A 26,058-nucleotide genomic window follows, 5' to 3' on the forward strand; every position below is an offset into this window, starting at 1 on the left:
CATGCCCGAGCCGGCGCGGATCGACCGCCGAGGCGATTCCCTGGATGCGCGCGGCACCGCTGACCTCGAGCGTCTCGGTGAGCAGGTCCGCGAGCAGCAGCACCTCGACGCCGCGACCGCGGAGCAGTTCGGCGAAGGCGTCGTGTTCCTCCTGGGCGCGCGCCACCCACGGCAACGCGTCGAACAGCAACTGATCGCTGTTGCGGGGGGTCAGCCGCTCGAGTTCCGCGCCGGGCCGGTGCAGCATGACCGTCGTGAGGGCACCGACCTCGGAATCCACAGCCAACCGCGCGTTCATGCGTCAACGGTAGTGCCGACGTCGCGTCGGTGGGAGGATCGACGTGCCCATACGTGAGCGAGGAGCACCACACGTGACGGATTCGGACCCGCTCGGCGAACTGTCCCCGTTCGCCGGCCGATGGGTCGGCGGCGGCGACGGCCACTACCCCACCATCGACGACTTCGCGTACGACGAGACGATCGAGTTCACGGCGATTCCCGGCAAGCCGTTCCTGATGTACGTCAGCCGCACCCGTGCGCGCGACGACGGGCGTCCGCTGCACACGGAGAACGGCTACCTGCGTCGCAGCGGCCACGAGGTGGAACTGCTGGTGTCGCAACCCACTGGGTTCGTCGAGATCCAGCGGTCACGGCTCACGCACGGCGTCCTCGACTTCACGGCCGTGCATCTCGAGCGGTCGCCGGATGCGAAGCCCGTGCACGAGTTGCGCCGCCGGTTCGTGCTCGACCGCGACACCCTCACCTACGACCTGTGGATGGCGCACGACGCGACGCCGCTGACGCACCATCTGCATGCGGAGTTCACGCGCGAGGCGTGAGACCTATTTACCGACGCGGCGCAGGGTGCGGGTGAAGTAGTCGTTGGCGAACTGCATGGTCGCGTTGTACGGCGGCGCGAACTTGCGGGCCCACCAGTATCCGAACCGCACGTCGAAGGACGTGTAGACGAGGAAGCGGTTCTTCTTCATTCCGGTCAGGATGCAGTCGGCGACCTTCTCCGGCGAGGCGGCGTGCTTCTCGAAACGTCCGGTGAGCGCGCGGGCTTCGGGCGCGTCACGGTCCACGCCGACGATCTGCACGGTGTTCACGAGGGGGGTTCGGACCGCACCGGGGACGACGAGGGACACGCCGATGCGGTGACGTCTGAGATCGAATCTGAGGACCTCGGAGACACCGCGCAGACCGAACTTCGAGGCGCTGTACGCCGAATGCCACGGCAGCGCCAGCAATCCCGCCGCGGACGAGACGTTCACGAGGTGCCCACCGCGTCGTGCCTCGATCATCGGGGGCACGAAGTTCTCGATCACGTGGATCGGCCCCATCAGGTTGACGTCGACCATCTGCTTCCAGTGGCGGTGCTCGAGCTTGTCGACCGTGCCCCACACCGACACCCCGGCGACGTTCGCGACGACGTCGACGCTGCCGGACTGCTCGTGGACCTTCGCGGCCCATGCGGTGACCGCGTCGTAGTCGGAGATGTCGAGGGCGTCGGCGTGCAGGACGACGCCGCCGCGGTCACGGACGGTGCGGGCGGTGTCGTCGAGTCCGTCGCGGGAGATGTCGGTGAGGACGAGCCGGGCACCTTCCGCGGCCGCGGCGAGTGCCAGGGCCCGTCCTATGCCGCTCGCGGCGCCGGTCACCAGAAATGTGGTGCCGCGCAGGTCCTTGATGGCCATGCTCCCCCGTCCGCCGTGCCCGCCGAATGCTTGTGCGTACCCTAGCGGCCACGACGCACGCTGTCAGAGCCTCGTTTCCGGACGTGTCGGATTTTCAGAGACGCTGGGCCATCTCCTCCTGGTACTGGTGGATCGTCTCCTCGATCCGCTCGGCGTCGCCGGTTCGGTTCTCGTGCCGCGCGGTATCGGCTCGCTCGCGGAGCACCCGAATTGCACGCCGAAGTTCGTCGTCACTCATCCTGTGTTCCATGTCACACAGTGTTCCCCGTTTTCCTGGGGCCTGCCACCGGATCGGGTGCCGTTGCGGTAACGGTGCCGGGGAACGACGAAGGGCGCCTTCCGGATCGGAAGGCGCCCTTCGGTGGTGGAGCTGAGGGGAATCGAACCCCTGACCTCTTCGATGCGAACGAAGCGCGCTACCAACTGCGCCACAGCCCCGCAGGTCCCTACCGGAACCGCTCGCAAACTGTAGCAAACACACCGACGAGACACGAAATCGGCAGTTCAGAGGCAGTAATGAGGGATGTGCGTCCGTCACTCGCCGGAGGCGCGACGCACTTCGTACTCGGAGGGTTCGCGGGTCTCACGGGGTTCGTGGACGTCGAACTCGTCCTCGTAGTTGTCGAGATGGTCGAACACCGGATCCTCGTCGTCCACTTCGAGCACGACGGCACCGGGTCGCCGCAGCCTCGACGGGATCAGACGCAGTTCCTCGTCGCTGCGCGATTCGACACCGAGCCGCGACCGCGCGAGACGGGCCATGCGGCGGCGGCGGATCTCCTGCTCGAGCCGGACCTGCCGCCGCAGATAGAACATGTAGCCGACCAGCGCGCCCATCGCCAGCGCGCACAGCCACCACAGGGCGGACGAGACGATGAGAGCGAGTGCCGCGGTCATGATCGCCGCGAACAGCAGTCCGAGCACGGCGCGCTGCCGGAACTCGTACCGCGCCGCCCGGGCAACGGCGTCCGCGTGCGGGTCGAATCCGCCGCGACCGCGGCGTTCGGGCACGAACTCCCGGGCGGGGGCTCGATCGGTGGTTTCTTCGGGGGGCCGCTCGTCGCGATCGACGAGTTCCTGGGTGTCCATGCTGTCCTCCGCGGGGCTGTCCACTCGATCGGCCGCGAGGGGTGCGCGGCGGCGATCGCGACTGGGACGCCAGTTCGGATCACTGCGGTGACCTGCGGCCGGACCACGCGGGGTGATCGGGTCGTCGTCACCACGGTGCAGAACACGCGTTGCGAGCGCGGCGTCGGTCGTCTGGCGGATACGGGGGCGTTTCGTGACCAGCATCGGCACCAGGACGAACAGCCACACGGCAACGAGTCCGATCCACAGGAGCGAGTTCGGCATACCGGCGGCCCTCCTCCCAGTTGTCGCCTACCAGCCTGTCGACGCCACTGACCCTGTCAGGCTAATGGCATCCGCTCGGTCACCCCGACAGAAACGCCGGACTCATGTGACAACTACTGCAACACGAGTCACTGCGAATCACGTGACACTTTCTTCACTCTAGTCACAGGAATATATGTCTGCATGCGTATTACTACGCGAAATGACCGTAATGTGCGTTACAGGTAGATATAGTTACCCGATCTTTCACGCCCAGCTGGCGCGACCGCTCCGGACGAGCCGGTCCGACACCGAGCCGGGCACCTCCTCGACGGTCATCGCGACCAGTAGGTGGTCGCGGAACGTTCCGTACACGTCGAGGTAGCGGCGCAGCAGCCCTTCCTCGCGGAATCCGACGTTGGCGAGCACCGCGCGGCTCGCCGCGTTCTCCGGCCGCACGGTCGCCTCGACGCGATGCAGGCCGACCGGGCCGAAACAGTGGTCCAGGCCCAGCGCGACCGCCGCGGTGGCAACCCCCATGCCGTTGACGTCCTTGCTGACCCAGTAGCCGATCCACGCGGAACGCAATGCGCCGCGGACGATGTTGCCGACGGTGAGCTGCCCGCAGAACTGTCCGTCTAGTTCGATGGCCATCGGCAGCATGTGCCCCTTGCGGGCCTCGGCACGCAGACTCCGGTACATGCCGGGCCACACCGAGATGTGGTGGCGCGCATCCCACGACGAGTCACCGGTCGGCTCCCACGGTTCGAGATGCCTGCGGTCGGCGGTCCGCAGCCGGCTCCATGCCGCGGCGTCGCGCAACCTCACGGAGCGTACGGTCACCACACCGCCACGAACCCGCAGCGGACCCAGTTCCGCCGGCCAGCCCGGATGAACGCCGATCAACCGCGCTGCCCGAGGAACGCGACGTCCACCGGGTCGCCGGTGCGGACCTCGGAGACCTCGGGATCGACCAGCACCAGGCAGTTCGCCTCGGCGAGCGTCGCGAGCAGATGCGACGACGCGCCCGCCGCCCCGCCGAGCGCCTGCACGAGGTACTCCCCGGAGGTCTCGTCGCGCATGAGCTGACCGCGCAGGAAACCCTTGCGACCGGGGATGGACGTGATCGGCGCGACCGTCCGGGCCGCGACGACGCGGCGCATCGGGTGCCGCCGGCCGAGTGCGATGCGGATCAGCGGCCGCACCATCACCTCGAACACGACGAGCGCACCGACCGGGTTGGCGGGCAGCAGGAACGTGGGCACCTCGTCGCGGCCGAGCTGACCGAAACCCTGCACGGACCCGGGGTGCATCGCGATGCGGTCCACTTCGAGGGGACCGAGATCGGAGAGTGCTTCGCGGACGTCCTCGAGTGCGCCGCCGCCGACCGCCCCGGCGATCACGACGATCTCCGAGCGGATGAGCTGTCCTTCGACGACCTCGCGCAGCGTCTTCGGGTCGGTGCCGGCGATACCGACGCGGTTGACGTCGGCGCCCGCGTCGCGCGCGGCGGCAGCCAGCGCATACGAGTTCACGTCGTACACCTGCCCCGGTCCGGGGGTGCGGTCGACGTCGACGAGTTCGCCGCCGACGGAGATCACCGACAGTCGCGGTCGCGGATGCACGAGCACCTTGTCGCGACCGACCGCGGCGAGCAGGCCGACCTGCGCCGCTCCGATGATGGTCCCGGCGCGAACCGCGACATCGCCCGGTTGCACGTCGTCGCCGGCGCGGCGGACGTAGTCGCCGCTGCGGACGGCCTTGTGAACGCGGATGCGGGCGCTGCCGCCGTCGGTGCAGTCGAGCGGGAGCACGGCGTCGGCGAGGGTGGGCAGGGGCGCACCGGTGTCGACCCGCACGGCCTGCCGCGGTTGCAGCCGGATCGGCTGGCGCGAGCCGGCGCGGACCTCCCCGACGACGGGCAAGCTCAGTTCGGCGGGTTCGCCGTCCTCGTCCGTGACGGTGGCACCCGCGTCCTGGACGTCGACGCTGCGCACCGCGTATCCGTCGATCGCGGCCTGGTCGAATCCCGGCAGGGGCCGCTCGGTGACCACTTCCTCGGCACAGAGCAGACCCTGTGCCTCGGAGATCGCTACCCGAACCGGCCGGGGTGCGACGGCTGCCGCCGTGACCCGTGCCTGCTGTTCCTCAACCGACCGCATACCGCTTCTCGTCCTCCAGCCGCGACCCGACGATCGTCAGCGCTCGAGGCGTTCGATGAGCCACTCACGCAAAGACGGACCGTATTCCTCGGTGTTCAACGCAGAGTCAACCGCAGCGCGGAGGTAGCCTCCGGGATTTCCGAGGTCGTGTCGAGTACCGCGGTGCACGACGACGTGCACGGGATGGCCCTCCTCGATGAGGAGCGCGATGGCGTCGGTCAGCTGGAGTTCGCCGCCGGCACCGGGGGTGATCCGGCGCAGGGCATCGAAGATCGCGCGATCGAGCAGGTAACGGCCGGCTGCGGCGAACGTCGACGGCGCGTCCTCGACGGGCGGCTTCTCGACCATGCCGAGAACCTTGAGGACGTCGGGGTTGGTGGCATCGGGTACGACCTCGACATCGAACACGCCATACGCACTGATCTGGTCCTTGGGCACGTCGATCGCGCACAGCACCGAGCCGCCGCGCTTGGCGCGCACGCGCTGCATGGTTTCCAGCACGCCGACGGGCAGCACGAGGTCGTCGGGCAGCAGCACCGCGATCGCGTCCTCGTCGGGGTCGAGTGCCTTCTCCGCGCACGCGACGGCGTGGCCGAGACCGAGCGGCTGTTCCTGGACGACGGACCGGACGTCGAGCAGGCCCGGCGCCTTGCGCACCTTCGCCAGCAGCTCGTACTTGCCCTTCTCCTCCAGCTTCGACTCGAGGACCAGGTCCTCGACGAAGTGGGCGACGACGCCGTCCTTGCCGGGGGACGTGACGATCAACAGACGCTCGGCACCCGAATCCGCGGCCTCACCGGCCACGAGTTCGATGCCCGGGGTGTCGACGACCGGGAGCAGTTCCTTGGGCACGGTCTTGGTCGCCGGAAGAAACCGCGTGCCCATGCCTGCCGCAGGGACGACTGCTGTCCGGAAATGTCGGACGCCGTCGGTCGTATTGTTCGTCATAGACTCCCACCCTAACGTTCACTACCCCGCGGTAGCCCAACGATCTTAAGGTGGCCGGTGTGCAGACACGACCGAAGGCCGTCTGGCGGACCTCGGTTCTCGCCGCCCGGCGCGACCGTACCGACGCGCAGCGCCGCGTCGAGAACGATGCGCTGACCGCGTCGGCCAGAGCGCTGGCCGCACCGGGCTCGACGGTCTGCGCGTACGTGCCGGTCGGCTCGGAACCGGGGTCGTTGTCGCTGCTCGACGCGTTACGGCATACCGGCAGCCGGGTGCTGGTGCCGCTGACCAGCCCCGATAGCGTGCTCGAGTGGGCCGAGTACACCGGCGAGGACGACCTCGTCGCGGCGGAGTTCGGGCTGCGCGAACCTCGCGGTCCGGTGCTGGCGCCCGCGACCGTGGCGCAGGCGGCGGTGGTGCTGGTGCCGGCGCTCGCCGTCGACCGGCGCGGTGTGCGGCTGGGCCGGGGTGCCGGGTTCTACGACCGGACACTGCACCTGGCCGATCCGTCGGCCCGGCTGATCGCGGTCGTGCGCGACGACGAACTCGTCGACGAACTGCCCGAGGACCCGCACGACATCCGGATGACGCACGCCCTCACGCCGGGCGGCGGACTGACCGCGCTGGTGGAATAGATCTCACACTGGCGTCGTTGGCACTGTCGGCTGTAGAGTGCTAAAGCTGCGATTTATTTTCGAACGCGCGGAGGATTCAGCGGTGCCCACCTATTCATATGCCTGCACGGCGTGCGACAACCGTTTCGACATCGTGCAGTCGTTCAGCGACGACTCCCTCACCGAGTGCCCCGAATGCACCGGCAAGCTCCGCAAGCTCTTCAACTCCGTCGGGGTCGTCTTCAAGGGCAGCGGTTTCTACCGCACCGATTCGCGGGGCGGCGGCAGCAGCACCGTGAGCGAGCCCGCCAAGTCCGACTCGTCGAGCAGCAGCTCGTCGTCGACCGGCACCTCCGCCCCGGCGGCTGCCGCGAGCTGATCGCGGGTTGTCCACAGGCGGGCGATTCATCCACAGCCCGCCCGTAATTCACGCTTCCGAAGGCCGGCAGGCACGACCGAACTCGTAGGGTTCGGCCATGCCCGCCGGTCTTTTCCCGTTCCCACCCGGATCACGATTCCGCGCTGCCGCACCTCGGCCGTCCGCCTCGCTCCGGCCGACGCTCGTCGACCGCGCGAGCACGCTGTTGCGGCCGGGCTGGGCGCGCACGGTCGCGGCCCGGCGCGGTGCGGCTGCACTGCTGGCGCTCGTCGCCCTCGTGACGGCGCTGCGGGACGGGCCGTCGAGCGGCCGGTCGCCGGCCGTCGTCGCGGTGCGTGATCTGAGTCCCGGGTACACCCTCACCCTCGACGACATCGAACTCGTCGACCGCGAATCGTCGGCGGTGCCGTCCGGCGCCCTCACCGTTCTCTCCGATGCCGTCGGCCACACCCCTGTCCGGGCCGGTGCCCGCCGGCGAAACCCTCGTCTCGGTCCGCATGCTCGGTCCACTGCTGGCGGGTGCCGCGACCGGGCATCCGGATGCGCGCGTGGTGCCGATCCGGCTGGCCGACGCCGGTGTCGGCGATCTGCTGCGCGAAGGCGATCTCGTGGACGTGCTCACGGTCGCGCCCGGATCCGAGGACCTCTCCCCCAACGCGCAGGTGCTGGCGACGGGGGCGACCGTCGTACTTGCGCACACTGCCGAAGACGGCCGTGACCAGCGTGAACGTGTGGTCCTGTTGGCACTGGCACCCGAGCAGGCCACCGCGGTCGCGGCGGCGTCGCTGGTCAGCGCGCTCACCGTCACGCTGCACTGAGGTCCTGCGCCGGGACGGAACAGTGCGTGCACTGCGCTGTGCAAACCACGCAGTTGGTTTATGGTTCCCTCGAACCCGTAATGTGACCGGCACCACAAGGAGAGCGGATCATGCTCAAGGGCTTCAAGGACTTCCTGCTGAGAGGCAACGTCCTCGACCTCGCGGTCGCGGTGGTCGTGGGTACCGCGTTCGTGGCCATCGTGACGGCCTTCACCGAGTACATCATCAATCCGCTCGTCGCCGCGCTCGGCGGGAGCAACGACATGGGCTGGGGTTTCCAGATCCTCGCGGACAACCCCGCCACGTTCGTCAACATCGGCGCGGTCGTGAGTGCGGCCATCAACTTCGTCATCATCGCCGCCGTCGTGTACTTCGTGCTCATCGTTCCGGCGAATGCCGCCAAGAAACGGTTCGCGACGGAGAAGTCCGACGAGAAGGCCAGCGCCGAGGATCTGCTCATCCAGATCCGCGACATCCTCGAGACACAGGCCGGCCAGGTCGGCGCGCACGCGAAGGACGTCCCGGAATCGTAACCGTGACGGTACGAAAAGGGCTGGGCCCCTCGGAAATCCGAGGGGCCCAGCCTTGTTCGGCGTGTTGCCGGACTGTCTCCTTAGACGGTCCAGGCCTTGCCGTAGGTGGTGACGTTGTCGCCGTTCGCGGTGATCGCGCGGACGAACGGACGGACCTGGACGGAGCCGAGGACGCCGGAGGCCACACCGTGGACGTTGGCGAACTGAACGGTCTTGTAGTCGCCGTCGAACTCACCCTCGGCGACGACGAGCTCCTCGATGCCCGGAGCCGGTGTCAAGGTCAGCTCGGTGTGACCCTGCGGGAGGATGTCGGTCACGCCGACCTCGGCCTCCACAAGGGTCACAGGGTCGAGAGTGAGGGTCGACTCGAGCTGCGGGGTGGAGTAGGTGACCCCGATGGAGCCGTCGATGCTGCCCATCCACGCGAACTGGTAGCCGAACTGGAAGGTGGTGCCCTCGGCGTCGGCAGCGCCCTCGCCGATCAGGTTCGCGGTGCCGCGGCCGTTGTGGAAGAACTCACGGTTGAACGGGCTGCCACCGAGCGCCGGAACACCGTTGATCTGGGTGTCTTCCTGGGTCACGACGACCTCGAGGCCGTCGGAGATGATGCGGTTCTGGTCGTCGACGGCGGCCTGCGCGGTGCCGGTCGCACCCAGGACGAGGCCGAGCACGGCGGCGCCGGAGACGGCGGCGTTACGGGCGGCCTTGAAGCCACGCGACTTGATTCCCATGATTACTCCGTATTTCGTGGTGGGGATGTACTGCGAGGTGTGGCGGAAGCCGAACTAGATGGTCCAGACCTTGCCGTAGGTGGTCACGTTGTCGCCGTTCGCGGTGATCACGCGGACGAACGGGCGGATCTGGACCGGGCCGATGATGCCGGTGGCCGCACCGGAGACGTTGGCGAACTGGACTTCCTTGAAATCGCCGTCGAACTCGCCCTCGGCGACGACGAGTTCCTCGATGCCCGGAGCCGGGGTGAGCTCAATTCCCGCGGTGGCCTGCGGAAGGATGTCGGACACACCGAGCTCGACATCACTGAGCTCGATCTCGCCGCCTTCCGGATCCTCGACAAAGACGTCCTGGCCATCTTGCTTGACCGGGACGGGCTTGCCTGCCGCATCCTTGATGACGTTGCCGGCCGCGTCCTTCTCGTAGACGGGCACAAAACGAGGGGTGCGTTCACTGGTCGTATCCACACCCAGACCCGGTGACGTCCAGCTGACGCCGACCGAGCCGTCGACAGAACCAGCCCACGCGAACTGGTAACCGAACTGGAAGGTCGAGCCCTCGAAATCAGCGGCGGCGGGACCGACGATGTTGGCGACGCCCACACCGTTGTGGAACCACTGGCGGCTCAGCGGGCTACCACCGATCGGAGGCACACCCTGGATGAACGTGTCCTTCTGGGTAACGATCACCTCGTTACCGGCGGACACGATCCGGTTCTGGTCGTCGACGTCGGCGTTGGCCACACCCGACGATCCGAGGACCAGACCGGCCACGGCGGCGGCGGCCACCGTGGCGTTGCGGGCGGCCTTCAGACCGCGTCGCGTCTGAATCTTCATGAATGCCTCATCCATTCTCTGCGTGCCGGGTTCAAAGCACCCGCGTCCGACAAATCGTCGTGTCGCCCGCGAGGGCATGTCACACCGAGCGCCGCCGAGGCAGTCCCCCGTCGATGCCGATGCGCACATCATCCGCACGGTAGCTGTGTTACCGATTCGTGATAAAAGACCCGGACTTTAGCCCGGGTCTTTACTCGATCGAACCTGTGCAGAGACTAGACGGTGACCTAAACACGGGCAATGGCTACCCTCACATGCCCTGCTAGATGGCGGTGCACGCACAGATCGGCAGGTTTCGCAGAAGTGAACGATAACGATTCGGTAACCTAGTGATACGGGTCACAACGTTGTAATTCGTTACACCGTTGTCCCGCACCGACCGTTTCGATCATCGACGCTGGTTATCAAGCCGTAGTGCCCGCTTCGCAAACCTTGCAAGGAGTGTCGGAGATTACCGACCCCACGGTACGATCCCGGCCGTTTCCCACATTGTGGCAATCGACAATATTTCGGGAACGTTTCGGGACGGCGAATCGCAGTTGAACTCGGTTTCGTTCGCGAAGTGGACGAGTGTCCGAGATCACACCTAGCCGTGGTGGGGCGGGACCTGCCGGCGGAGCCAATCGTCGGAGTCCGGTCGCTCCTCACCCGGTCCCCGTTCGTCCCGCGTCGTCTCGGGCAGGACGTCACCGAAGATGCGGGCGAGCCGGGCGCGGTCGATCCGACCCCCGCCACCTGCGGTTTCACCCGTTTTTTCACCCCGGGCCGGCCCATTGTCCGGGGCCTGTCCCGCAGCGTCCGCACCCGCACCCTCGGCGTTCACGTCGGTCAGCCCTCCAGTCGCGACAGTTCCTCGATGACGTGCGCGGCCAGCGGCGTCAGCGTCGCCATACCGTCGCGGATCGCGGCACGCGACGACGCGAGGTTCGCCACCAGCGTCGAGCCGGACACGCCGACCAGCCCGCGCGACAACCCGGCGTCCAGGGCACCGGCCGACAGACCCGACGAGCGCAGCGCCTCGCTGATCCCCTTCAGCTCGTGATCGAGAACGTCGGCCGTCGCTTCGGGCGTCACGTCGCGCGGCGACACCCCGGTGCCTCCGACCGACACCACCAGATCGACACCACCGATCACCGCGGTGTTGAGCGCGTTGCGGATCTCGACCTCGTCGGCCGAGACCGTGACGACACCGTCGACGACGAAGCCCCCTTCCAGCAGCAGTTCCGTCACGAGCGGGCCGGAGGAATCGGGATTGTCTCCGTGCGCAACACGATCGTCGACGATCACGACGAGAGCACGGCCGGTCCGGGGGGCTTCGAGTTCCATGGCCCCCACGGTAGTTCCCATGTCCAGCAGACGAGCGGTATGCCCGATATCGGCCGTCAGCGTTCCGTCGTTCATCGTCCGCCATCCTCGGCGGCGACGAGCTGCACGTCGACGCTCTTCTCGTTGTTGCCCTGTGCATCGGTGTAGGTGATGCGGACGGTGTCGCCCGGCGCGTGCGAGCGGACGGCCGCGATCAGCGAATCACCGTCGGTGACGGTACGGTCGTCGATCTTGGTGATCACCGAGCCGCGCGGAATACCGGCCTTCTCAGCGGGGCTGCCCGCGGTGACCTCCATGACCGTCGCGCCCCGGGCGGCGTCCTGCGAGGGAACCTGCACGCCGATGATGGCGTGGGTCGCGGAACCGTTGTCGATGAGTTCCTGCGCGATGCGGCGGGCCTGGTCGATCGGGATCGCGAAGCCGAGACCGATGGATCCGGACTGTTCCCCGGACGTCGCGATGGCGGTGTTGATGCCGACCAGCTGACCGTCCATGTTCACGAGCGCGCCCCCGGAGTTGCCGGGGTTGATCGCGGCGTCGGTCTGGATCGCGTCGATCACGGTGCTCTGGTTGCCGGTCTCGCCGCTGGTGGACACGGGGCGATCCAGGGCCGAGATGATGCCGGAGGTGACGGTGCTCTCGAGGCCGAGCGGAGATCCGACCGCGACGACGGGCTGCCCGACCTGCAGCGAATCGGACGATCCGAGGTCGATCGGGGTCAGGTCGGTGCGGCCCTCGGCGCGGACGACCGCCAGGTCGGAGGTGGGATCGGTGGCGACGACGGTGGCGGGCGCGGAACTGCCGTCTGCGAAGTACGCGGTCAGTTGTGCGCCCGGCCCACCGCCGGCGGCGACGTGGTTGTTGGTGAGGATGAGCCCGTCGGAGGACAGGATCACGCCGGAGCCCTCACCCTGCGCGGTACGTCCGACGATGCCGATACGCACGACGCTGGGCACGACCTTCTGCGCGACCGCCTGCACCGATCCGGCCGGCGCGTTCGCGACGGTCGTGGTCTCCGGCTTGGAGGCGTCGAGCGAGTTGGTGACCGGCGGGGCGTCGTTGCCACCCACGGCCAAGGCCCCGACTGCACCGCCGACGCCACCGCTGACCAGGGCCAGGGCGATCGCACCTGCGACGAGCGCGCCGCGGCCCCGCCGGGCCGGCTGCTGCGTCGTCGGGTGGGGTCCCGGCTGCGCGAATCCTGCCTGCGGAACGCCGGGATGCGGGGTTCCCGCCTGGTGTGCTCCCGGCTGGTGAGGTCCCGGCTGCTGCGGGGTCGCGCCGTGGGGTTCCGTCCGACCGAACCCCGGGTAAGGGGTGGTCGGCGGCTGGTACGGCTGCCCAGGATTCTGGTCGTCGCTCATCGCTTCCCCGTTCGTCCACGTTCGGATCTGTACACATCCAGGGTGGACCCGATCGCTGAGAAGTCACTTAGAACAAGACCGAATTTTGCTGTCAATCTTCTGGGAGACCGCTTTCGGACAGGTCCGGCGTGCCCGGCAGCACGATGCGGATCAACGCGCCCCCGCGCAAGGACCGGTCCACCGCGATGGTGCCGCCGTGCTTCATCACCACCTGCCGCACGATCGCCAGGCCCAGCCCGGAACCCGGCATCGAACGCGCGGTCGTCGCCCGGTAGAACCGTTCGAACACGAGCTCGCGTTCCTCCTCGGGGATGCCCGGACCGGCGTCGTCGACGGTGAGCTCCATCAGGCCCTCACCGAGCTGGCGCATCGCCACCAGCACCTCGGCGCCCGACGGGCTCCACTTCGCGGCGTTGTCGAGGACATTGAGCACCGCACGCGACAACGCCGCGTGGTCGCCGAACACGAACCACGGTTCGGTGGTCGCGGTGAAGTCGATCTCCGAGCGGCGACGACGGGCGCGTTCGAGGCTGCGCTCGACGACGTCGGCGATGTCGACGGCCTCGAACACCGTCTCGGGGGCGTCCTCACGGGCCAGGTCCACGAGGTCGCCGACGAGCGTCGACAGTTCCTCGATCTGCGCGACCACGTCCTCACGCAACTCGGCCATGTCCTCGTCGGGCAACTGCGGTGCCCCGGGCCGGCTCGCGGCGATGAGCAGTTCCATGTTGGTGCGCAGCGACGTCAACGGCGTGCGCAACTCGTGCCCGGCGTCGGCGACGAGACGACTCTGCCGTTCCCGGGACTCTGCCAGCGCCCGCAGCATCGTGTTGAAGCTCTCCGTCAGGCGGGCGAGTTCGTCGTGGCCGGTCACCCGGATCGGCCGCAGGTCGTCGGTGCGGGCGACGCGTTCGGCGGCGGCCGTGAGCCGCGCGACCGGTCTCAGCCCCGTGCGCCCGACGGTCGCGCCGCCGGCAGCGGCCAGCACCACACCGCATCCACCGACGACGAACAACACACTGGCCAGCCGGTTGAGGATCTGCGCGGTCGGTTCGAGGCGTTGCGCGATCACCACGGTGCTGCCGTCGGGGATGCGCTGCGCGAGGACCCGCTGCTGCGACACGGTCCGCAGGGACGACTCCGCCTTGCCCTCCGCGACCTCGAGTTCGGGTTCACCGATCGGCACCGTCGATCCGGGCGGCACGTAGCGGCCGAGGTCCGGGTAGATGAGCGCGACGCTGATGAGGGAGCTGTAGAGCTTGGCACCGCCGATGTAGCGGGGGTCGTAGGTGATGAGCGTGCTGGATTCGACGAGCGCGGACGCGCGGGCCTGCAACTGCTTGTCCACATCCGAATAGAGAGCCCGCGCGACGACCGCGTACGCGGCGATCGACGTCACCGCTACCGCGAGCGCGACCGCGCCCGCGGCGAGCAACGTCACCCGGACACGCAGCGGCACCGAGCGGGTCAGCAGCATCGGGGGCCGCATCGGACGTTTCACCTTCATCACATCTGGTCCGTCGCCGATCACGGCGGCGTCTCGCGCAGCACGTAGCCGACGCCACGGACCGTGTGGATCAGACGCGGCTCACCGTCGGCCTCCGTCTTGCGGCGCAGATATCCGACGTACACCTCGAGGGCGTTGCCGGACGTCGGGAAGTCGTAACCCCACACCTCCTCGAGGATGCGGCTGCGGGTGAGCACCCGGCGCGGGTTCGCCATGAGCATTTCCATCAGGGCGAACTCGGTGCGCGTGAGGCTGATCGGACGATCACCGCGCGTGACCTCGCGCGTGTCCGGATTCAGGGTCAGGTCCTCGAAGCTCAGTATCTCCTCGGAGGCCCGGTTCGGATCGGGAGCCGCGCGCCGCAACAGGGCCCGCAGCCGCGCGAGCAGTTCCTCGAGTGCGAACGGTTTCGGCAGATAGTCGTCGGCGCCCGCGTCGAGACCGGCGACCCGTTCGGACACCGAGTCCCGGGCGGTGAGCACGAGGATCGGCAGGTCGTCGCCGGTGCTGCGCAGCCGCCGGCACACCTCGAGGCCGTCGACGCGCGGCATCATCACGTCCAGCACCATCGCGTCGGGCCTGCTCACCTGCAGCTGATCGAGGGCGTCCTGCCCGTCGGTGGCCAGTTCGACGGAATAGCCGTTGAAGCTGAGGGACCGGCGCAGTGACTCGCGTACCGCCCGATCGTCGTCGACCACCAGAATGCGCATGCCCACCAGTGTGGCCCGAACCGGCTGAGAACTCGCTGAGAGGTCAGTCCTCGCGTGGCGTCCGTGCCTGGGGCAGGCTCCAGCCGCGCCACAGTGCAACGAGCCGCAGGCCGGTGGCGAGTAGGGTGCCCAGCACCAGCGCGAGGTTCTGTCCGACGCCCAGTTCGTGGGCGGTGACGAGAACCGCGGCGCCGAGCAGCGCCGGGATCGCGTAGAGGTCGCGGTGCAGCAGCAGCGGGACCTCGTTGACCAGGACGTCGCGCAGGATGCCACCACCGATCGCGGCGGTCGCGCCGATCAGGGCCGCCGCGAGCGGTTCCGCGCCGGCCTCGAGAGCGATGGTCGCGCCGGTGGTCGCGAACAGGCCCATCCCGAGCGCGTCGAGCACGAGGATTTCCCGGTTCAGCTTCGACACCACCGTGTGTAGATAGAAGACGAGGAGCGACGCGGCGAGCGCGGCCCCCAGGTACCGCCAGTTGTTCAGCGACGACGGCGGATGGATGTCGAGCAGCAGGTCGCGGACGATACCGCCGCCGACCGCGGTGAACACCCCGACCAGGCACACCCCGAACAGGTCGAGCCGCTTGACGACGCCGACGAGTGCACCCGACATCGCGAACGCCACGATGCCGACGAGTTCGAGGATCTGCAGAAGCACGCAGTAACCATGCCACCCCCGGCCCGCCCCCACCCCGGGTGATGGGAACCAGTATTCGGTCCTACCGGCTGAAGGCACCCATCACCCGGGAGCGCGGGGTCGCCGGAGGCGGCGGGCGCGGGGCCGCTCAGAGGTCGCGCGGGTCGAGGACGCCGAGGGTCACCGCGCGGACCAGGCGACGCGGGACCCGGTGCGTCCTCCCGCCGACCGTGACCGGGACCAGCTCGGGTGCCTTCGCGTTCCACTGCGAGCGGCGGCTGCGGGTGTTCGACCGGGACATCCGGCGTTTCGGGACTGCCATCGTTCTTCCTCCGTCTCAGGCGCGGCGCTGCCGCTTGCCGTACTTGCGTTCGAACTTCTCGACGCGTCCGGCGGCGTCGAGCACCCGCGCGGTCCCCGTCCAGAACGGATGCGACTCGCTGGTGACGTCGACGACGACCAGCGGATAGGTGTTGCCGTCGGACCATTCGACGGTCCGGTCCGAGGTGAGGGTCGAGCGCGTCAGGAACGTCGATCCGGTGTTCGCGTCCTGGAACACGACGGGGTGGTAGTCGGGGTGGATTCCGGTTTTCATGCGTGTCCTTCTTTCCTGGGTGTGGCCGGTTCTTCCCGGTGCTGGATCGGGAGGTCCTCGCACGGGTCGCGGTGGTGGTCGCCGAACGGGTCGTCCCATGTCGTCCAGCTGTCCGGATCGGCGAACTCGGCGTCGGTGAGCAGCGCCGCGCGCAGCGTGCGCAGGATCTCGTCGGGGTCGGCGTCGTGGACGAGGACCACGAGTGAGCTGTCGCGGTCGCCGTAGGTCTCGTCCCAGCGCAGCGCGGCCATCGCGCGTCGCGATGCCGGAACTCGTTCCTGCTGGTCCGGGGTCATCGAAGCGAGCCACGGTCCGGCGTGCGCGACCCGCAGGCCCCCGCCCGCGGACTCGAGCAACAGGGCGTTGCCCGGCTGGGTGGCGACCCACGCGCGACCGCGCGACCGCACCACTCCGTCGAGGAGCACGTCGATCGCGTCGTGCAGCCGCTGCGGATGGAACGGCCGGGCGGCGGCGAATTCGACCAGTCGCACGCCGCAGTCCTCACCGAGGGGCGGCTGACCGCGCAGCAGCGGGGCATGGGCGTCGTCGACGCTGCCGCGGCGCGCTGTCGGCGGGACCTGCCCGAGCAGGGCTTCGACGTCGGGCCGGTCCGTCCAGGTGATGGGTGCGCCGGGTGCGAGGCGGGTGAGCACGGCGTGCAGGCGGGCCTGCTGCCAGCCGTCGGCGCCGGGGGCGACGACCAGGGCGTCGGCGAACTCGACCTGCCCGACGACGACCTGTGCGACGGTGCGGTCGTCGTCGGTGCCGGGCCGGAGGTCGACGTCGCCGGTGGCGTCGTCGAGCCAGGTCTGCGCGTCGAGGCAGGTCACGACGGCCTCGATGCGTACGTCGCGGGCGGCGGGTCCGTCGATCTGCCCGACCACCCCGGCGACCACGATGTGCTCGACGGCCCAGCACAGGGCTTCGGGTTCGAGCTGCGGGTCGAGGTGCAGGACGATCCGGTCGACGGTGCTGCGGGTGTGGAGGCGGCGCAGCAGCGGCAGGAGGTCTTCGCGCAGGGTGCAGGAGATGCAGCCGTGTGCGAGTTCGAGGACGTCGAGTTGTTCGCCGTCGACGGTCGTGACGGTGCGCCGCACGACGCCTTCGCCGATGTGGCCGAGATCGTGGTGCACGACGACGGTGCCGGGCCGCAGCAGCGCGTGTGCGGCGCGGGCGGTCGGACCGTGCAGGCCGGACACGACGATCAGCGGTGTCCTGGTGTCCACCGGAACCACCTTTCGATAACGATTGTCATTAGCTGATCGGCAGCGTACAGTCGGCCGGGCAATTTGTCGAAAATGATTGTCGTTACGCTCAGCGTGTCGGCGAGGAAGGACACATCGTGTCGGCGCACTGCCAGGTCACCGGGCGCTCTCCCGGCTTCGGGAAGACCGTCTCCCATTCCCACGTCCGAACGAACCGCCGCTGGAACCCGAACATCCAGCGCAAGACGTACTTCGTGCCCTCGGAAGGCCGGCGCGTCACCCTCACCGTCTCCGCGAAGGGCATCAAGACCATCGACCGCGACGGCATCGACGCCGTGGTCGCCCGGCTGCGCGCCCGCGGGGAACGCCTCTGATGGCCCGCAGCGAGATCCGCCCCATCGTCAAACTCCGCTCGACCGGCGGCACCGGCTACACCTACGTCACCCGCAAGAACCGGCGCAACGACCCCGACCGCCTCGTCCTGCGCAAATACGATCCGGTGCTGCGCCGGCACGTCGACTTCCGCGAGGAGAAATAACGCCGTGGCCAAGAAATCGACGATCGCCCGGAACGAGCAGCGCAAGCTCGTCGTCGCCCGCTACGCGCAGCGCCGCGCCGAGCTGAAGGACGTGGTCCGGCGGCCGTCGAGCACACACGACGAACGCCGCGCCGCGCAGGCCGCACTGCAGAAACTGCCCCGCGACGCGAGTCCGGTAAGATTGCGCAATCGAGACGCTGCGGACGGCCGCCCGCGCGGCCACCTGCGAAAGTTCGGGCTCTCACGCGTGCGTGTGCGCGAGCTCGCCCACCGCGGGGAATTACCCGGCGTCCACAAGTCGAGCTGGTGAGGAGCACCGAATGGCAGTCAGGCGAGGACCGTCCAAGAAGGCACGCGCGCAGGAGAGCCGCCGCCCCAAGAAGAACCCGCTCTTCGCGGCGAAGATCGAGTACGTCGACTACAAGGACGTGAACCTGCTCCGCACGTTCATCTCCGACCGCGGCAAGATCCGCAGCCGTCGCGTCACGGGCCTGACCCCGCAGCAGCAGCGTCAGGTCGCCGTCGCGGTCAAGAACGCTCGCGAGATGGCCCTGCTCCCCTACGTCAGCAGCAAGTAGGACAGCACTCCGACGCCGCCCCGTCCGCATCCGGACGGGGCGGCGTCGCCGTTCCCGCTGCCCGCAACGATCTGCGGACCCGTTCCGCGATCGATCTCGGCCGAGTCCGGAGCTGCTCGGAACTCACGCGGATCACCGACCACCCCGGCACCACGAACGCGCCGTACCGTTCGATGTCCTCGGTCCGCTGCCGCTCGTCGGTGCCCAAGTTGCTGCAGAAACGGGCTTCCGACGACCATCCGTGCACACTCGCACCCGGGGTCGGGCACGAAAATCGGACGACAATGCGGGTGTGCCCCGTCTAGGGTCCGTCGCGGAACACCGGCCCCGAGGAGGAAGCAGTCATGTCCGAGTTCCCGGTCGCGCTGAGCGGTCAGCCCGTCGTCCGGCTGTGGGCACACGAGCACGAGATCGAACCGCAGGCCCTGGCCCAGCTGCGCAACATCGCGCGGCTCGACCCGGTGCGCATCGTCGCGGTCATGCCCGACGTGCATCTCGGCAAGGGCGCCACCGTCGGCTCGGTCATCGCCATGCACGACGCGGTGTCGCCGTCGGCGGTCGGCGTGGACATCGGTTGCGGCGTCGCCGCGGTGAAGACATCGCTGAGCGCGGCCGACCTGCCCGGCGACCTCGGCCCCCTGCGATCGGCGATAGAGAAGGCCATCCCCGTCGGATTCGCCGTCCACAAGAGCCCGGTCGGGACCCGGCGGCTCGGCGGGAAGATCGAGAGCCGGTCCGCCCGGCTGTGGGAGCGGTCGAAGGAACTGCGCGCCCCGGTTGCGCGTGCACTGGCCAAGGCGCCGTGCGCGGTCGGCACCCTCGGCGGCGGCAACCACTTCATCGAGGTGTGCCTCGACGCCGACGACGCGGTGTGGCTGACGCTGCACTCGGGGTCGCGCAACATCGGCAAGGAACTGGCCGAACGCCACATCGGCGTCGCCAAGCACCTGCCGCACAACCGCGACCTCCCCGACCGCGACCTGGCCTACTTCCTCGCCGGATCCCCCGAGATGGACGCGTACCTGTTCGATCTGCGCTGGGCCCAGGACTTCGCGGCCCTGTCCCGCGCGGTGATGGTCGCGCTGTTCCGCAACGTGGTGACCGAGGCGTTCCCGCACGTGCGGTTCGCCGACGAGATCAACGTGCACCACAACTATGTCGGAAGCGAGACCGTCGACGGTGCCGAGTACGTCGTCACCCGCAAGGGCGCGATCCGGGCCGGTTCGGGCGACCTGGCGCTGATCCCCGGATCGATGGGGACCGGCTCGTACGTGGTGCGCGGCCTCGGCAACCCGAGGTCGCTGTACTCGGCGTCGCACGGGGCGGGCCGCCGGATGAGCCGGGGTGCCGCGAAGCGTGCCTTCACCGTCGATGATCTGCGCGCCCAGACCGCCGGGATCGAATGCCGCAAGGACGCCGGTGTGGTCGACGAGATACCGGGCGCCTACAAGGACCTGAACGAGGTGATCGCCGCACAGGACAACCTCGTCGAGGTGGTCACCCATCTGCGGACCGTTCTGTGTGTGAAGGGCTGACACCCGGAGCATTTCAGGGGTGATTCCGGGCGCATACCGGGTGTGACCTGGGTCATCGGCCGCGGATCATTAGACTCGACGGCCGTGTCTGGTGTGGTTGCGGGGTTCGGGGTGATCTTCGTGATCATCGCGATCGGTTTCCTGCTCGGCCGCACCGGAACACTCGGTCCCGAGGGGCAGGTGGTGCTCAGCCGACTGGTGTTCTTCGTCGCGACCCCGGCGCTGCTGTTCGACGCACTCGCCACCTCGGACCTGTCGGTCATCTTCTCCCCCACCCTGTACGTCGCCGCCGCGACCGCGTTCGCGGTCGCCGCGCTGTACCTGGTGATCGCGAAGCTGTGGCTGCGACGGCCGCTGCCGGAACTCACCATCGGGGCGCTCGCCGCGTCGTACGTCAACTCCGCGAACCTCGGTATCCCCATCGCCGTGTTCGTGCTGGGTGACGCCTCGTTCGTCGCGCCGCTGCTGCTGTTCCAGATCGTGCTGTTCTCCCCGATCGCTCTGACGATCCTGGACCTGTCGACGATGCGGGCCGGCGCGTCCCGGAGGGAAACCGTCGCCGCGCCGTTCAAGAACCCGATCGTGCTGGCCGGCGCCGCCGGTCTGCTCGTCGCGGTGTCCGGGGTGACCCTGCCCGAGGCCGTGCTGCAGCCGTTCCACCTGCTCGGTGGCGCGTCCGTCCCGGGGGCGCTGCTCGCGTTCGGCTTGTCGCTGCAGGGGGTGAAGGTGCTCGAGAAGGGGCAGAGCCCGCGCCGCGACGTCGCGCTCGCATCGGTCCTCAAGATCGTGGTGCAACCGGTGCTCGCCTATCTCATGGCGCGCTGGCTGCTCGGCCTGGACGGTCACGAACTGTTCGCGATCGTCGTGGTCGCGGCACTGCCGACCGCGCAGAACGTGTTCGTCTACGCCAGCCGCTACGGGCGCGGGATGGTGCTGGCCCGCGACGCGGCGCTCGTGACGACCCTCGCATCGATCCCCGGCATCGGCCTCGTCGCCGCACTGCTCGCGTGATCGCAGGCATAACGTGACAGCCATGCGCCTGCCGACGATCGTCACCCGTGCCCTCACCGTCGCCGTGTTCGGATGTGCAGCGGTCGCGTGCGGAAACGGCGCCGCCGACGTACCGCCGCTGCCGCAGGCACCCGCGCCCGCCGGGGCGACCGTGTTCACCGCCCGTCCCGACCTCCTCGACCCGCACCCCGTCGAGATCACGTCCTGGTCGCCGGCCGGCGACCACATCGCCGTGCACTTCGAGTCCGGCACCCCCGAGTGCTACGGCGTCGACGCGACCGTCACCGAAACCGGCAGCTCGGTCACCGTCGCGCTGCGGGGTGGAACGCTCCCGGAGGCCGCGGACCGCATGTGCATCCAGATCGCCGTCACCGGCATCCTCGACGTGCCGCTGCAGTCACCCCTCGCCGGACGTACCGTGACGGCCGGCTGATCCGTGGCCGCTGCACCCCGCCACTGGCTGCTCTACCTGTGCACCGCGACCGCGCTACTGCACGCCGCGTTCCAATCGGTCCGGGTCCTGGTGTCCTATCGGGTCCTCGCACTCGGCGGTGACGCCACCACCATCGGTGCGATCACCGCGCTGTACGCGATCGTGCCGCTCGTCGCCGCCGTCCAGCTGGGACGCGCGGTGGATCGACATCACGCAGCGGGCATCCTGCGGGCGGGGGTCGTGGTGACGACGGCCGGCGCCGCGGTCATCGCGCTGAGCCCGACCCTGCCGCTGCTCGGCGTCGGCAACGTCGTGCTCGGGCTGGGCCAGCTGCTGGTCACGGTGTCGGGACAGGCGTTCGTGTCGATCCTGTCGCCCCCGGACCGCCTGGACCGCGGCTTCGCCGGGATCACCCTCGGCGTGTCGATCGGCCAGGCTGCGGGGGTGCCCGTCGCCGGGATCATCGCCGCAGCCGGCGGGGGCGATCCGACGACCGTGAACACCACCCCGGCACTGCTGGTGATGACCGCGATCTCCGCTCTGGCACTGCCGTTCGTCGTCGGGCTGCGCGAGCCGGCCGAGCCCGGGCGCCGCGGCGACGGTGACGCACCGCAATCGGTGCTGTCGATGCTGCGCACCCCCGGCATGAAACCCGCGATGCTGTCGAGCCTCGTGGTCCTGGCATCCGTGGATCTGGTGGTGGTCTACCTGCCGCTGCTCGGGGCCGAGTTCGGATTCGGGGTGCTGCTGGTGTCCGCGTTGCTCACCGCCCGGACCGTCGCGTCGATCGCATCGCGGGCGCTGCTGCCGTGGGCGCTCCGCCGCATACCGCGACGGTGGCTGCTGATCTCCGCGACCGCCGCGACGATCGTCCCGGTCGCGCTGATCCCGTTCGTGCCGAACCCGTGGGTGATCGGCGCGCTCCTCGCGATCTGCGGAACGTTCTGGGGTGTCGGGCAACCCCTGACGATGACGTGGGTCGTGCAACTGGTGTCGCCGTCGGACCGCGCCTCCGCCCTCGCGGTGCGCCTGACCGGCAACCGGCTCGGGCAGGTCGCGGTGCCGCTGGCGGCCGGCGCGGTCGCGGGGGTCGCGGGCACGGCGTCGGTGTTCCTGGTGACCGCCGCCCTGCTGTCCGCGGCCGCGACCAGCACCTGGCGCGCGACCCGTGCCCGTGCGCGGTTTTGGTAGCTCCGGCTACCGAAACCGCGCACGGGGCGCGTCAGCGCCTGCGGGCCCGCACGTAGTCACCGACGACCGCGGCACCCAACCCGTCGAGGTCCGGTGCGACGACGCGACCGCCGACGCGGCGCGCCATCCGATCCACGATCCGGGCCAGGCCGGGATCGTCACCGAGCCGGAAGATCGTGATCTGCGCGCCCAGCCGCGCCAGATGGTCGAGTTCGCGAACCGTCAGCCCCAGCGTGCGCGGGCTCGGCGGGTAGTCGAACATCGCATATCCCTCCGGTTCGATGTGCGCGGTCGGTTCCCCGTCCGTGACGACGAGCACCACCGGCTGCGCGTTCGAATGCCGGCGCAGGTGCCGGCCGGCGAGCATCAGCGCGTGATGCAGATTGGTGCCCTGCTCGTACACCCCGTCCAGGCCGGCCAGTTCCGTCGCGGTGACCACGTGCGCGTGCCGCCCGAACGCGATCAACTGCAACGCATCCCCGCGGAACCGCGTCGACACCAGGTGGTTCAGCGCAAGCGCGGTGCGTTTCATCGGTACCCAGCGACCGTCCATCACCATTGAGAACGACGTGTCCACCAGCAACGCGACCGCCGCCTGCGCGCGCTGCTCGGTTTCCACGACCTCCACGTCCGTGACCGTCATCCGCACCGGTACCCGCCCCGGGTCGCGCAACGTCGCGTTCGTGAGGGTGCGCACCACATCCCAGGATTCGGTGTCGCCGAACTCCCACGGCCGTGACGCGCCGGTCGGTTCGCCCATCGCACCGGCCCGACGCGTCTCGCGCTGTCCGCCACGCGACGACAACCGGTTCATCACGTCGCGCAGCGCGGTCTGCCCGAGCTGGCGCATCGCCTTCGGCGACAATCGCCACTGCCCGTCGGCGCCCCGATCGAAGAAGCCCTGCCGTTGCAGTTCCTTCTCCAGTTCGGCGAGGGTGCGCGCATCGGCGGCGGCCTCGTCGCCGAGTTGCCGTGCGAGCGTGTCCAGATCGATGTCGTCGAGCGAGGCACCCGCGTACTGCTGCGATAACTGCTCGGCGAGCGAGTCGAGTTCGGCGATGTCCTGCAACGCCCCGGTGGCCTCGCCCAGACCCATCCCCTGATCCCCGCGGAACCGTTCCGACCCGGACCAGTCCTCGCCCGGACGCGCGGCCTGCAGGTGCTCGTCGAGCCGGCTCAGTTGTTCCATCAACGACGGCGACCCGAATGCCTGCTGCGCCAGGGCGTCCAGCTCGTCACGTTGCTCCTGCGTCATCGAATTGCGCAGACGCTGCGCCGCCGCCGCACGCTGCGCGAGCGAATCGAGCAGTTCGTCGACGTTGCGCGGGTTCTCCGGAAAGAAGTCGCCGTGCTCGGCCATGAACTGCTCGAAGTCCTCGGGTGTGTCCTCACCACGAGAATGCTTGTCCAGCAGGTCGTTCAGATCCCTCAACATTTCGCCGACGCGGCGCCGATCCTCGTCGGTGGCGCCTTCGAGCGCCTGTTTCATCCCGGCGAAACGCTGATCGAGGATCTCCCGGCCGAGCAGGTCGCGGATCTTCTCGTAGTCCTGTCGCGCCTCGGGGCTGCGCCAGTCGTAGTCGGCCAGTTCCTGCACGGCCTGCGCGGCCGACGACGGCAGTTCCTCGATCCGCATCTCCGCGAACCGCGCATCGTCGTCGAGGGCGCGCGCGAGTTCCTTGCGTTCGGCGAGCACCGCACGATCGAGCAGCTCGCGCACCTCCCGCAGGGTGCCGTCGAGATTGTTGCGGTTCAGCAGTTCACGTTTGCGACGGTTCGCCTGCGCTGCAAGATGATCCAGGCCACGCATGTTGCCGTGACCGCGCCGCAGCAACTCCCGCAGCGCGCGGCGCGGCGAACTGCCCGCGAGCACGTCGTCGCCGATCGCGGCGAGCGCGTCGCGCAGGTCGACCGGCGCCGCCAGCGGATCACCGCCGTCGTACGGTCCGTACTGCGCGCCCCTGCTCATCAGGAGTACACCGCGGTACCGTCGTCGGCGTCGTGTTTGGCGATGCGCCGGGCCAGATACAACCCCTCGAGCGCGAACTCCACTGCGGCAGCCCGGGTCCCGATGTCGTCGGCGCCGAGACGATCGGCGACGACGTCGAGCACCGGCAACTCCGGCAGTTCGTCGAGGAGCACCTTCGCGGTGACCCGGTCCCCGGTGGTGACCGGCCGGCCGTGTTCGATCGTCGCGACGAGCGAGGCCAGGTCGATTCCGGCGAGCCGTTCCCGCGCGGTGTCCGCGGTCGCGCGGCGCAGCAGGTGTTCGAGGACTTCGAATTCGCGGCCTTCCTCCCCGGATTCGAATTCGACCTTGCCGCGCAGCACCTCCACCACAGTGGCCAGATCCACCGGCCGGGCGACCGGGTCGTCCTCACCGAGCACGGCCCCGCGATGCACGGCCGCCGCGGCGACCGTCTCCGCACCCGCGACCGCGAACCGCGCGGACACCCCGGACCGTTGATCGATCGACGTCGACTCGCGCAGCAACCGCGTGAACCGGGCCAGGACCTCGAGCAGGAAGTCCGGGACCCGCGCCTGCAGGACCGCTTCCTGCTCGATCACCGCGACCTCGTCGTCGAGTTCCACCGGGTAGTGGGTGCGGATCTCCGCGCCGAACCGGTCCTTGAGCGGGGTGATGATGCGACCGCGGTTGGTGTAGTCCTCGGGGTTGGCGCTCGCGACGAGCAGCACGTCCAGCGGCAGACGCAGCGTGTAGCCGCGAACCTGGATGTCGCGTTCCTCCATCACGTTCAGCAGCGACACCTGGATACGTTCGGCCAGGTCGGGCAGCTCGTTGATGGCGACGATGCCGCGATGGGCACGGGGCACCAGCCCGAAATGGATGGTTTCGGGGTCGCCGAGACTGCGACCCTCCGCGACCTTGACCGGGTCCACATCTCCGACGAGGTCGGCGACGGACGTGTCCGGGGTGGCGAGTTTCTCTGCGTACCGCTCGCTGCGGTGCCGCCACGCCACGGGCAGTTCGTCGCCGAGTTCGGCGGCGCGCCGGATCGACGCGGGGGTGATCGGTTCGTACGGGTGCTCGCCGAGTTCGGATCCGGCGATCACCGGGGTCCATTCGTCGAGGAGCAGCGGCAGCGTCCGCAGCAGGCGGGTCTTGCCCTGGCCGCGTTCGCCGAGCAGCACCACGTCGTGGCCGGCGAGCAGGGCACGTTCGAGTTGGGGGACGACGGTGTCGTCGAATCCGACGATGCCGGGCCACGGGTCGGTGCCGTCGCGCAGCGCGGCGAGCAGGTTCTGCCGGATCTCGTCCTTCACCGATCGCTGCACGTGCCCGGACGCGCGCAGCTCTCCGAGGGTGGACGGCCTGGTTGTGGGTGACGTCACCTCACCCAAGGTACGAGGATCCG

General features: G+C 69.1%; 31 protein-coding genes, 1 tRNA gene and 1 pseudogene. 13 read left to right on the forward strand and 20 right to left on the reverse strand.

Annotated features, from left to right (window positions below; genetic code table 11):
- A partial coding sequence (locus tag A8G15_RS15875; protein ID WP_245687866.1) for an arginine deiminase family protein occupies positions 1-298 on the reverse strand: 298 nt, incomplete at its 3' end.
- 73 nt (positions 299-371) lie between these two features.
- On the opposite strand from A8G15_RS15875, the gene A8G15_RS15880 reads away from it, so the two are divergent.
- Positions 372-839, forward strand: a complete 468-nt coding sequence (locus A8G15_RS15880; protein ID WP_068161364.1) for a heme-binding beta-barrel domain-containing protein — start codon at positions 372-374, stop codon at positions 837-839.
- A gap of 3 nt (positions 840-842) precedes the next feature.
- Here the strand turns inward: A8G15_RS15880 and A8G15_RS15885 are convergent, their stop codons facing one another.
- From A8G15_RS15885 to A8G15_RS15910, 7 genes are all read right to left on the reverse strand, one after another.
- Positions 843-1,697 (reverse strand): SDR family oxidoreductase, encoded by an 855-nt coding sequence (locus A8G15_RS15885; protein ID WP_068161365.1) that lies wholly within the window; start codon positions 1,695-1,697, stop codon positions 843-845.
- Positions 1,698-1,791: 94 nt separating this feature from the next.
- The gene (locus tag A8G15_RS31115) at positions 1,792-1,935 is read right to left on the reverse strand and encodes a hypothetical protein (RefSeq protein WP_169833902.1); all 144 of its coding nucleotides are present in this window, start codon (positions 1,933-1,935) and stop codon (positions 1,792-1,794) included.
- A gap of 124 nt (positions 1,936-2,059) precedes the next feature.
- Positions 2,060-2,135, reverse strand: a tRNA-Ala gene (locus A8G15_RS15890).
- A 96-nt stretch (positions 2,136-2,231) separates the two neighbouring features.
- On the reverse strand, positions 2,232-3,050 hold the full coding sequence (sepX, locus tag A8G15_RS15895; RefSeq protein WP_068161366.1) for a divisome protein SepX/GlpR: 819 nt from the start codon (positions 3,048-3,050) through the stop codon (positions 2,232-2,234).
- Between the two features lie 246 nt (positions 3,051-3,296).
- Positions 3,297-3,932 (reverse strand): GNAT family N-acetyltransferase, encoded by a 636-nt coding sequence (locus A8G15_RS15900; protein ID WP_156665428.1) that lies wholly within the window; start codon positions 3,930-3,932, stop codon positions 3,297-3,299.
- The gene (gene glp, locus A8G15_RS15905; RefSeq protein ID WP_068161370.1) at positions 3,932-5,191 is read right to left on the reverse strand and encodes a molybdotransferase-like divisome protein Glp; all 1,260 of its coding nucleotides are present in this window, start codon (positions 5,189-5,191) and stop codon (positions 3,932-3,934) included. Before glp ends, A8G15_RS15900 begins: the two co-directional genes overlap by 1 nt.
- Positions 5,192-5,227: 36 nt before the next feature.
- Positions 5,228-6,139, reverse strand: coding sequence for a UTP--glucose-1-phosphate uridylyltransferase (locus tag A8G15_RS15910; RefSeq protein WP_068161371.1), 912 nt, complete (start codon positions 6,137-6,139; stop codon positions 5,228-5,230).
- 59 nt (positions 6,140-6,198) lie between these two features.
- Here A8G15_RS15910 and A8G15_RS15915 point away from each other — a divergent pair, with 59 nt between their 5' ends.
- From A8G15_RS15915 to mscL, 4 genes and pseudogenes are all read left to right on the forward strand, one after another.
- Positions 6,199-6,774 (forward strand): 5-formyltetrahydrofolate cyclo-ligase, encoded by a 576-nt coding sequence (locus tag A8G15_RS15915; protein WP_425415095.1) that lies wholly within the window; start codon positions 6,199-6,201, stop codon positions 6,772-6,774.
- Between the two features lie 82 nt (positions 6,775-6,856).
- Positions 6,857-7,132, forward strand: coding sequence for an FmdB family zinc ribbon protein (locus A8G15_RS15920; protein ID WP_068161373.1), 276 nt, complete (start codon positions 6,857-6,859; stop codon positions 7,130-7,132).
- A gap of 97 nt (positions 7,133-7,229) precedes the next feature.
- Positions 7,230-7,950: pseudogene (locus tag A8G15_RS15925) on the forward strand (RcpC/CpaB family pilus assembly protein).
- 110 nt (positions 7,951-8,060) lie between these two features.
- Positions 8,061-8,483, forward strand: a complete 423-nt coding sequence (gene mscL / locus A8G15_RS15930; protein WP_068161376.1) for a large conductance mechanosensitive channel protein MscL — start codon at positions 8,061-8,063, stop codon at positions 8,481-8,483.
- A gap of 80 nt (positions 8,484-8,563) precedes the next feature.
- Here the strand turns inward: mscL and A8G15_RS15935 are convergent, their stop codons facing one another.
- The 10 genes from A8G15_RS15935 to mrf form a co-directional block, all read right to left on the reverse strand.
- The gene (locus A8G15_RS15935) at positions 8,564-9,214 is read right to left on the reverse strand and encodes an MspA family porin (RefSeq protein ID WP_068161379.1); all 651 of its coding nucleotides are present in this window, start codon (positions 9,212-9,214) and stop codon (positions 8,564-8,566) included.
- 54 nt (positions 9,215-9,268) lie between these two features.
- Positions 9,269-10,051 carry an MspA family porin gene (locus A8G15_RS15940; protein WP_068161578.1) on the reverse strand — a complete coding sequence of 261 codons (783 nt, stop codon included), beginning with the start codon at positions 10,049-10,051 and terminating at the stop codon, positions 9,269-9,271.
- A gap of 828 nt (positions 10,052-10,879) precedes the next feature.
- On the reverse strand, positions 10,880-11,377 hold the full coding sequence (locus A8G15_RS15950) for a MogA/MoaB family molybdenum cofactor biosynthesis protein (protein WP_211270179.1): 498 nt from the start codon (positions 11,375-11,377) through the stop codon (positions 10,880-10,882).
- 71 nt (positions 11,378-11,448) lie between these two features.
- A complete protein-coding gene (locus A8G15_RS15955; protein ID WP_068161384.1) occupies positions 11,449-12,741 on the reverse strand; it encodes a S1C family serine protease in 1,293 nt (430 codons plus the stop codon).
- Between the two features lie 91 nt (positions 12,742-12,832).
- Complete coding sequence (locus tag A8G15_RS15960; protein WP_068161386.1) at positions 12,833-14,248, reverse strand: HAMP domain-containing sensor histidine kinase; 1,416 nt, start codon at positions 14,246-14,248, stop codon at positions 12,833-12,835.
- 20 nt (positions 14,249-14,268) lie between these two features.
- Entirely contained in the window at positions 14,269-14,958 is a 690-nt protein-coding gene (locus A8G15_RS15965; RefSeq protein ID WP_068161389.1) for a response regulator transcription factor, read from the reverse strand.
- Positions 14,959-15,001: 43 nt separating this feature from the next.
- The gene (locus A8G15_RS15970; RefSeq protein ID WP_068161392.1) at positions 15,002-15,616 is read right to left on the reverse strand and encodes a trimeric intracellular cation channel family protein; all 615 of its coding nucleotides are present in this window, start codon (positions 15,614-15,616) and stop codon (positions 15,002-15,004) included.
- Between the two features lie 127 nt (positions 15,617-15,743).
- Positions 15,744-15,917 (reverse strand): 50S ribosomal protein L32, encoded by a 174-nt coding sequence (gene rpmF, locus A8G15_RS15975; protein ID WP_068161395.1) that lies wholly within the window; start codon positions 15,915-15,917, stop codon positions 15,744-15,746.
- A 15-nt stretch (positions 15,918-15,932) separates the two neighbouring features.
- The gene (locus A8G15_RS15980; protein ID WP_068161401.1) at positions 15,933-16,190 is read right to left on the reverse strand and encodes a type B 50S ribosomal protein L31; all 258 of its coding nucleotides are present in this window, start codon (positions 16,188-16,190) and stop codon (positions 15,933-15,935) included.
- The gene (gene mrf / locus A8G15_RS15985) at positions 16,187-17,416 is read right to left on the reverse strand and encodes a ribosome hibernation factor-recruiting GTPase MRF (RefSeq protein WP_068161583.1); all 1,230 of its coding nucleotides are present in this window, start codon (positions 17,414-17,416) and stop codon (positions 16,187-16,189) included. Before mrf ends, A8G15_RS15980 begins: the two co-directional genes overlap by 4 nt.
- A 116-nt stretch (positions 17,417-17,532) precedes the next feature.
- Here mrf and rpmB point away from each other — a divergent pair, with 116 nt between their 5' ends.
- From rpmB to A8G15_RS16025, 8 genes are all read left to right on the forward strand, one after another.
- A complete protein-coding gene (rpmB, locus tag A8G15_RS15990; RefSeq protein ID WP_068161407.1) occupies positions 17,533-17,769 on the forward strand; it encodes a 50S ribosomal protein L28 in 237 nt (78 codons plus the stop codon).
- Positions 17,769-17,933, forward strand: a complete 165-nt coding sequence (rpmG, locus tag A8G15_RS15995) for a 50S ribosomal protein L33 (RefSeq protein ID WP_068161409.1) — start codon at positions 17,769-17,771, stop codon at positions 17,931-17,933. Before rpmB ends, rpmG begins: the two co-directional genes overlap by 1 nt.
- Before the next feature lie 4 nt (positions 17,934-17,937).
- A complete protein-coding gene (gene rpsN, locus A8G15_RS16000) occupies positions 17,938-18,243 on the forward strand; it encodes a 30S ribosomal protein S14 (RefSeq protein ID WP_068161410.1) in 306 nt (101 codons plus the stop codon).
- A gap of 10 nt (positions 18,244-18,253) precedes the next feature.
- Positions 18,254-18,511 (forward strand): 30S ribosomal protein S18, encoded by a 258-nt coding sequence (rpsR, locus tag A8G15_RS16005; RefSeq protein WP_068161411.1) that lies wholly within the window; start codon positions 18,254-18,256, stop codon positions 18,509-18,511.
- Positions 18,512-18,855: 344 nt separating this feature from the next.
- Complete coding sequence (locus tag A8G15_RS16010; RefSeq protein ID WP_068161413.1) at positions 18,856-20,046, forward strand: RtcB family protein; 1,191 nt, start codon at positions 18,856-18,858, stop codon at positions 20,044-20,046.
- Positions 20,047-20,130: 84 nt separating this feature from the next.
- Complete coding sequence (locus A8G15_RS16015; protein ID WP_068161418.1) at positions 20,131-21,057, forward strand: AEC family transporter; 927 nt, start codon at positions 20,131-20,133, stop codon at positions 21,055-21,057.
- A gap of 22 nt (positions 21,058-21,079) precedes the next feature.
- Positions 21,080-21,490, forward strand: coding sequence for a large secreted protein (locus A8G15_RS16020; protein WP_068161421.1), 411 nt, complete (start codon positions 21,080-21,082; stop codon positions 21,488-21,490).
- 3 nt (positions 21,491-21,493) lie between these two features.
- Positions 21,494-22,681 (forward strand): MFS transporter, encoded by a 1,188-nt coding sequence (locus A8G15_RS16025; protein ID WP_068161424.1) that lies wholly within the window; start codon positions 21,494-21,496, stop codon positions 22,679-22,681.
- Positions 22,682-22,712: 31 nt separating this feature from the next.
- Here the strand turns inward: A8G15_RS16025 and A8G15_RS16030 are convergent, their stop codons facing one another.
- On the reverse strand, positions 22,713-24,650 hold the full coding sequence (locus A8G15_RS16030) for a vWA domain-containing protein (RefSeq protein ID WP_068161426.1): 1,938 nt from the start codon (positions 24,648-24,650) through the stop codon (positions 22,713-22,715).
- The gene (locus A8G15_RS16035) at positions 24,650-26,035 is read right to left on the reverse strand and encodes an ATP-binding protein (protein ID WP_068161585.1); all 1,386 of its coding nucleotides are present in this window, start codon (positions 26,033-26,035) and stop codon (positions 24,650-24,652) included. Before A8G15_RS16035 ends, A8G15_RS16030 begins: the two co-directional genes overlap by 1 nt.
- Positions 26,036-26,058: the final 23 nt, after the last annotated feature.

Origin of the sequence: Rhodococcus phenolicus (assembly GCF_001646785.1) — a bacterium.
Taxonomy (GTDB): Bacteria; Actinomycetota; Actinomycetes; order Mycobacteriales; family Mycobacteriaceae; genus Rhodococcus; species Rhodococcus phenolicus.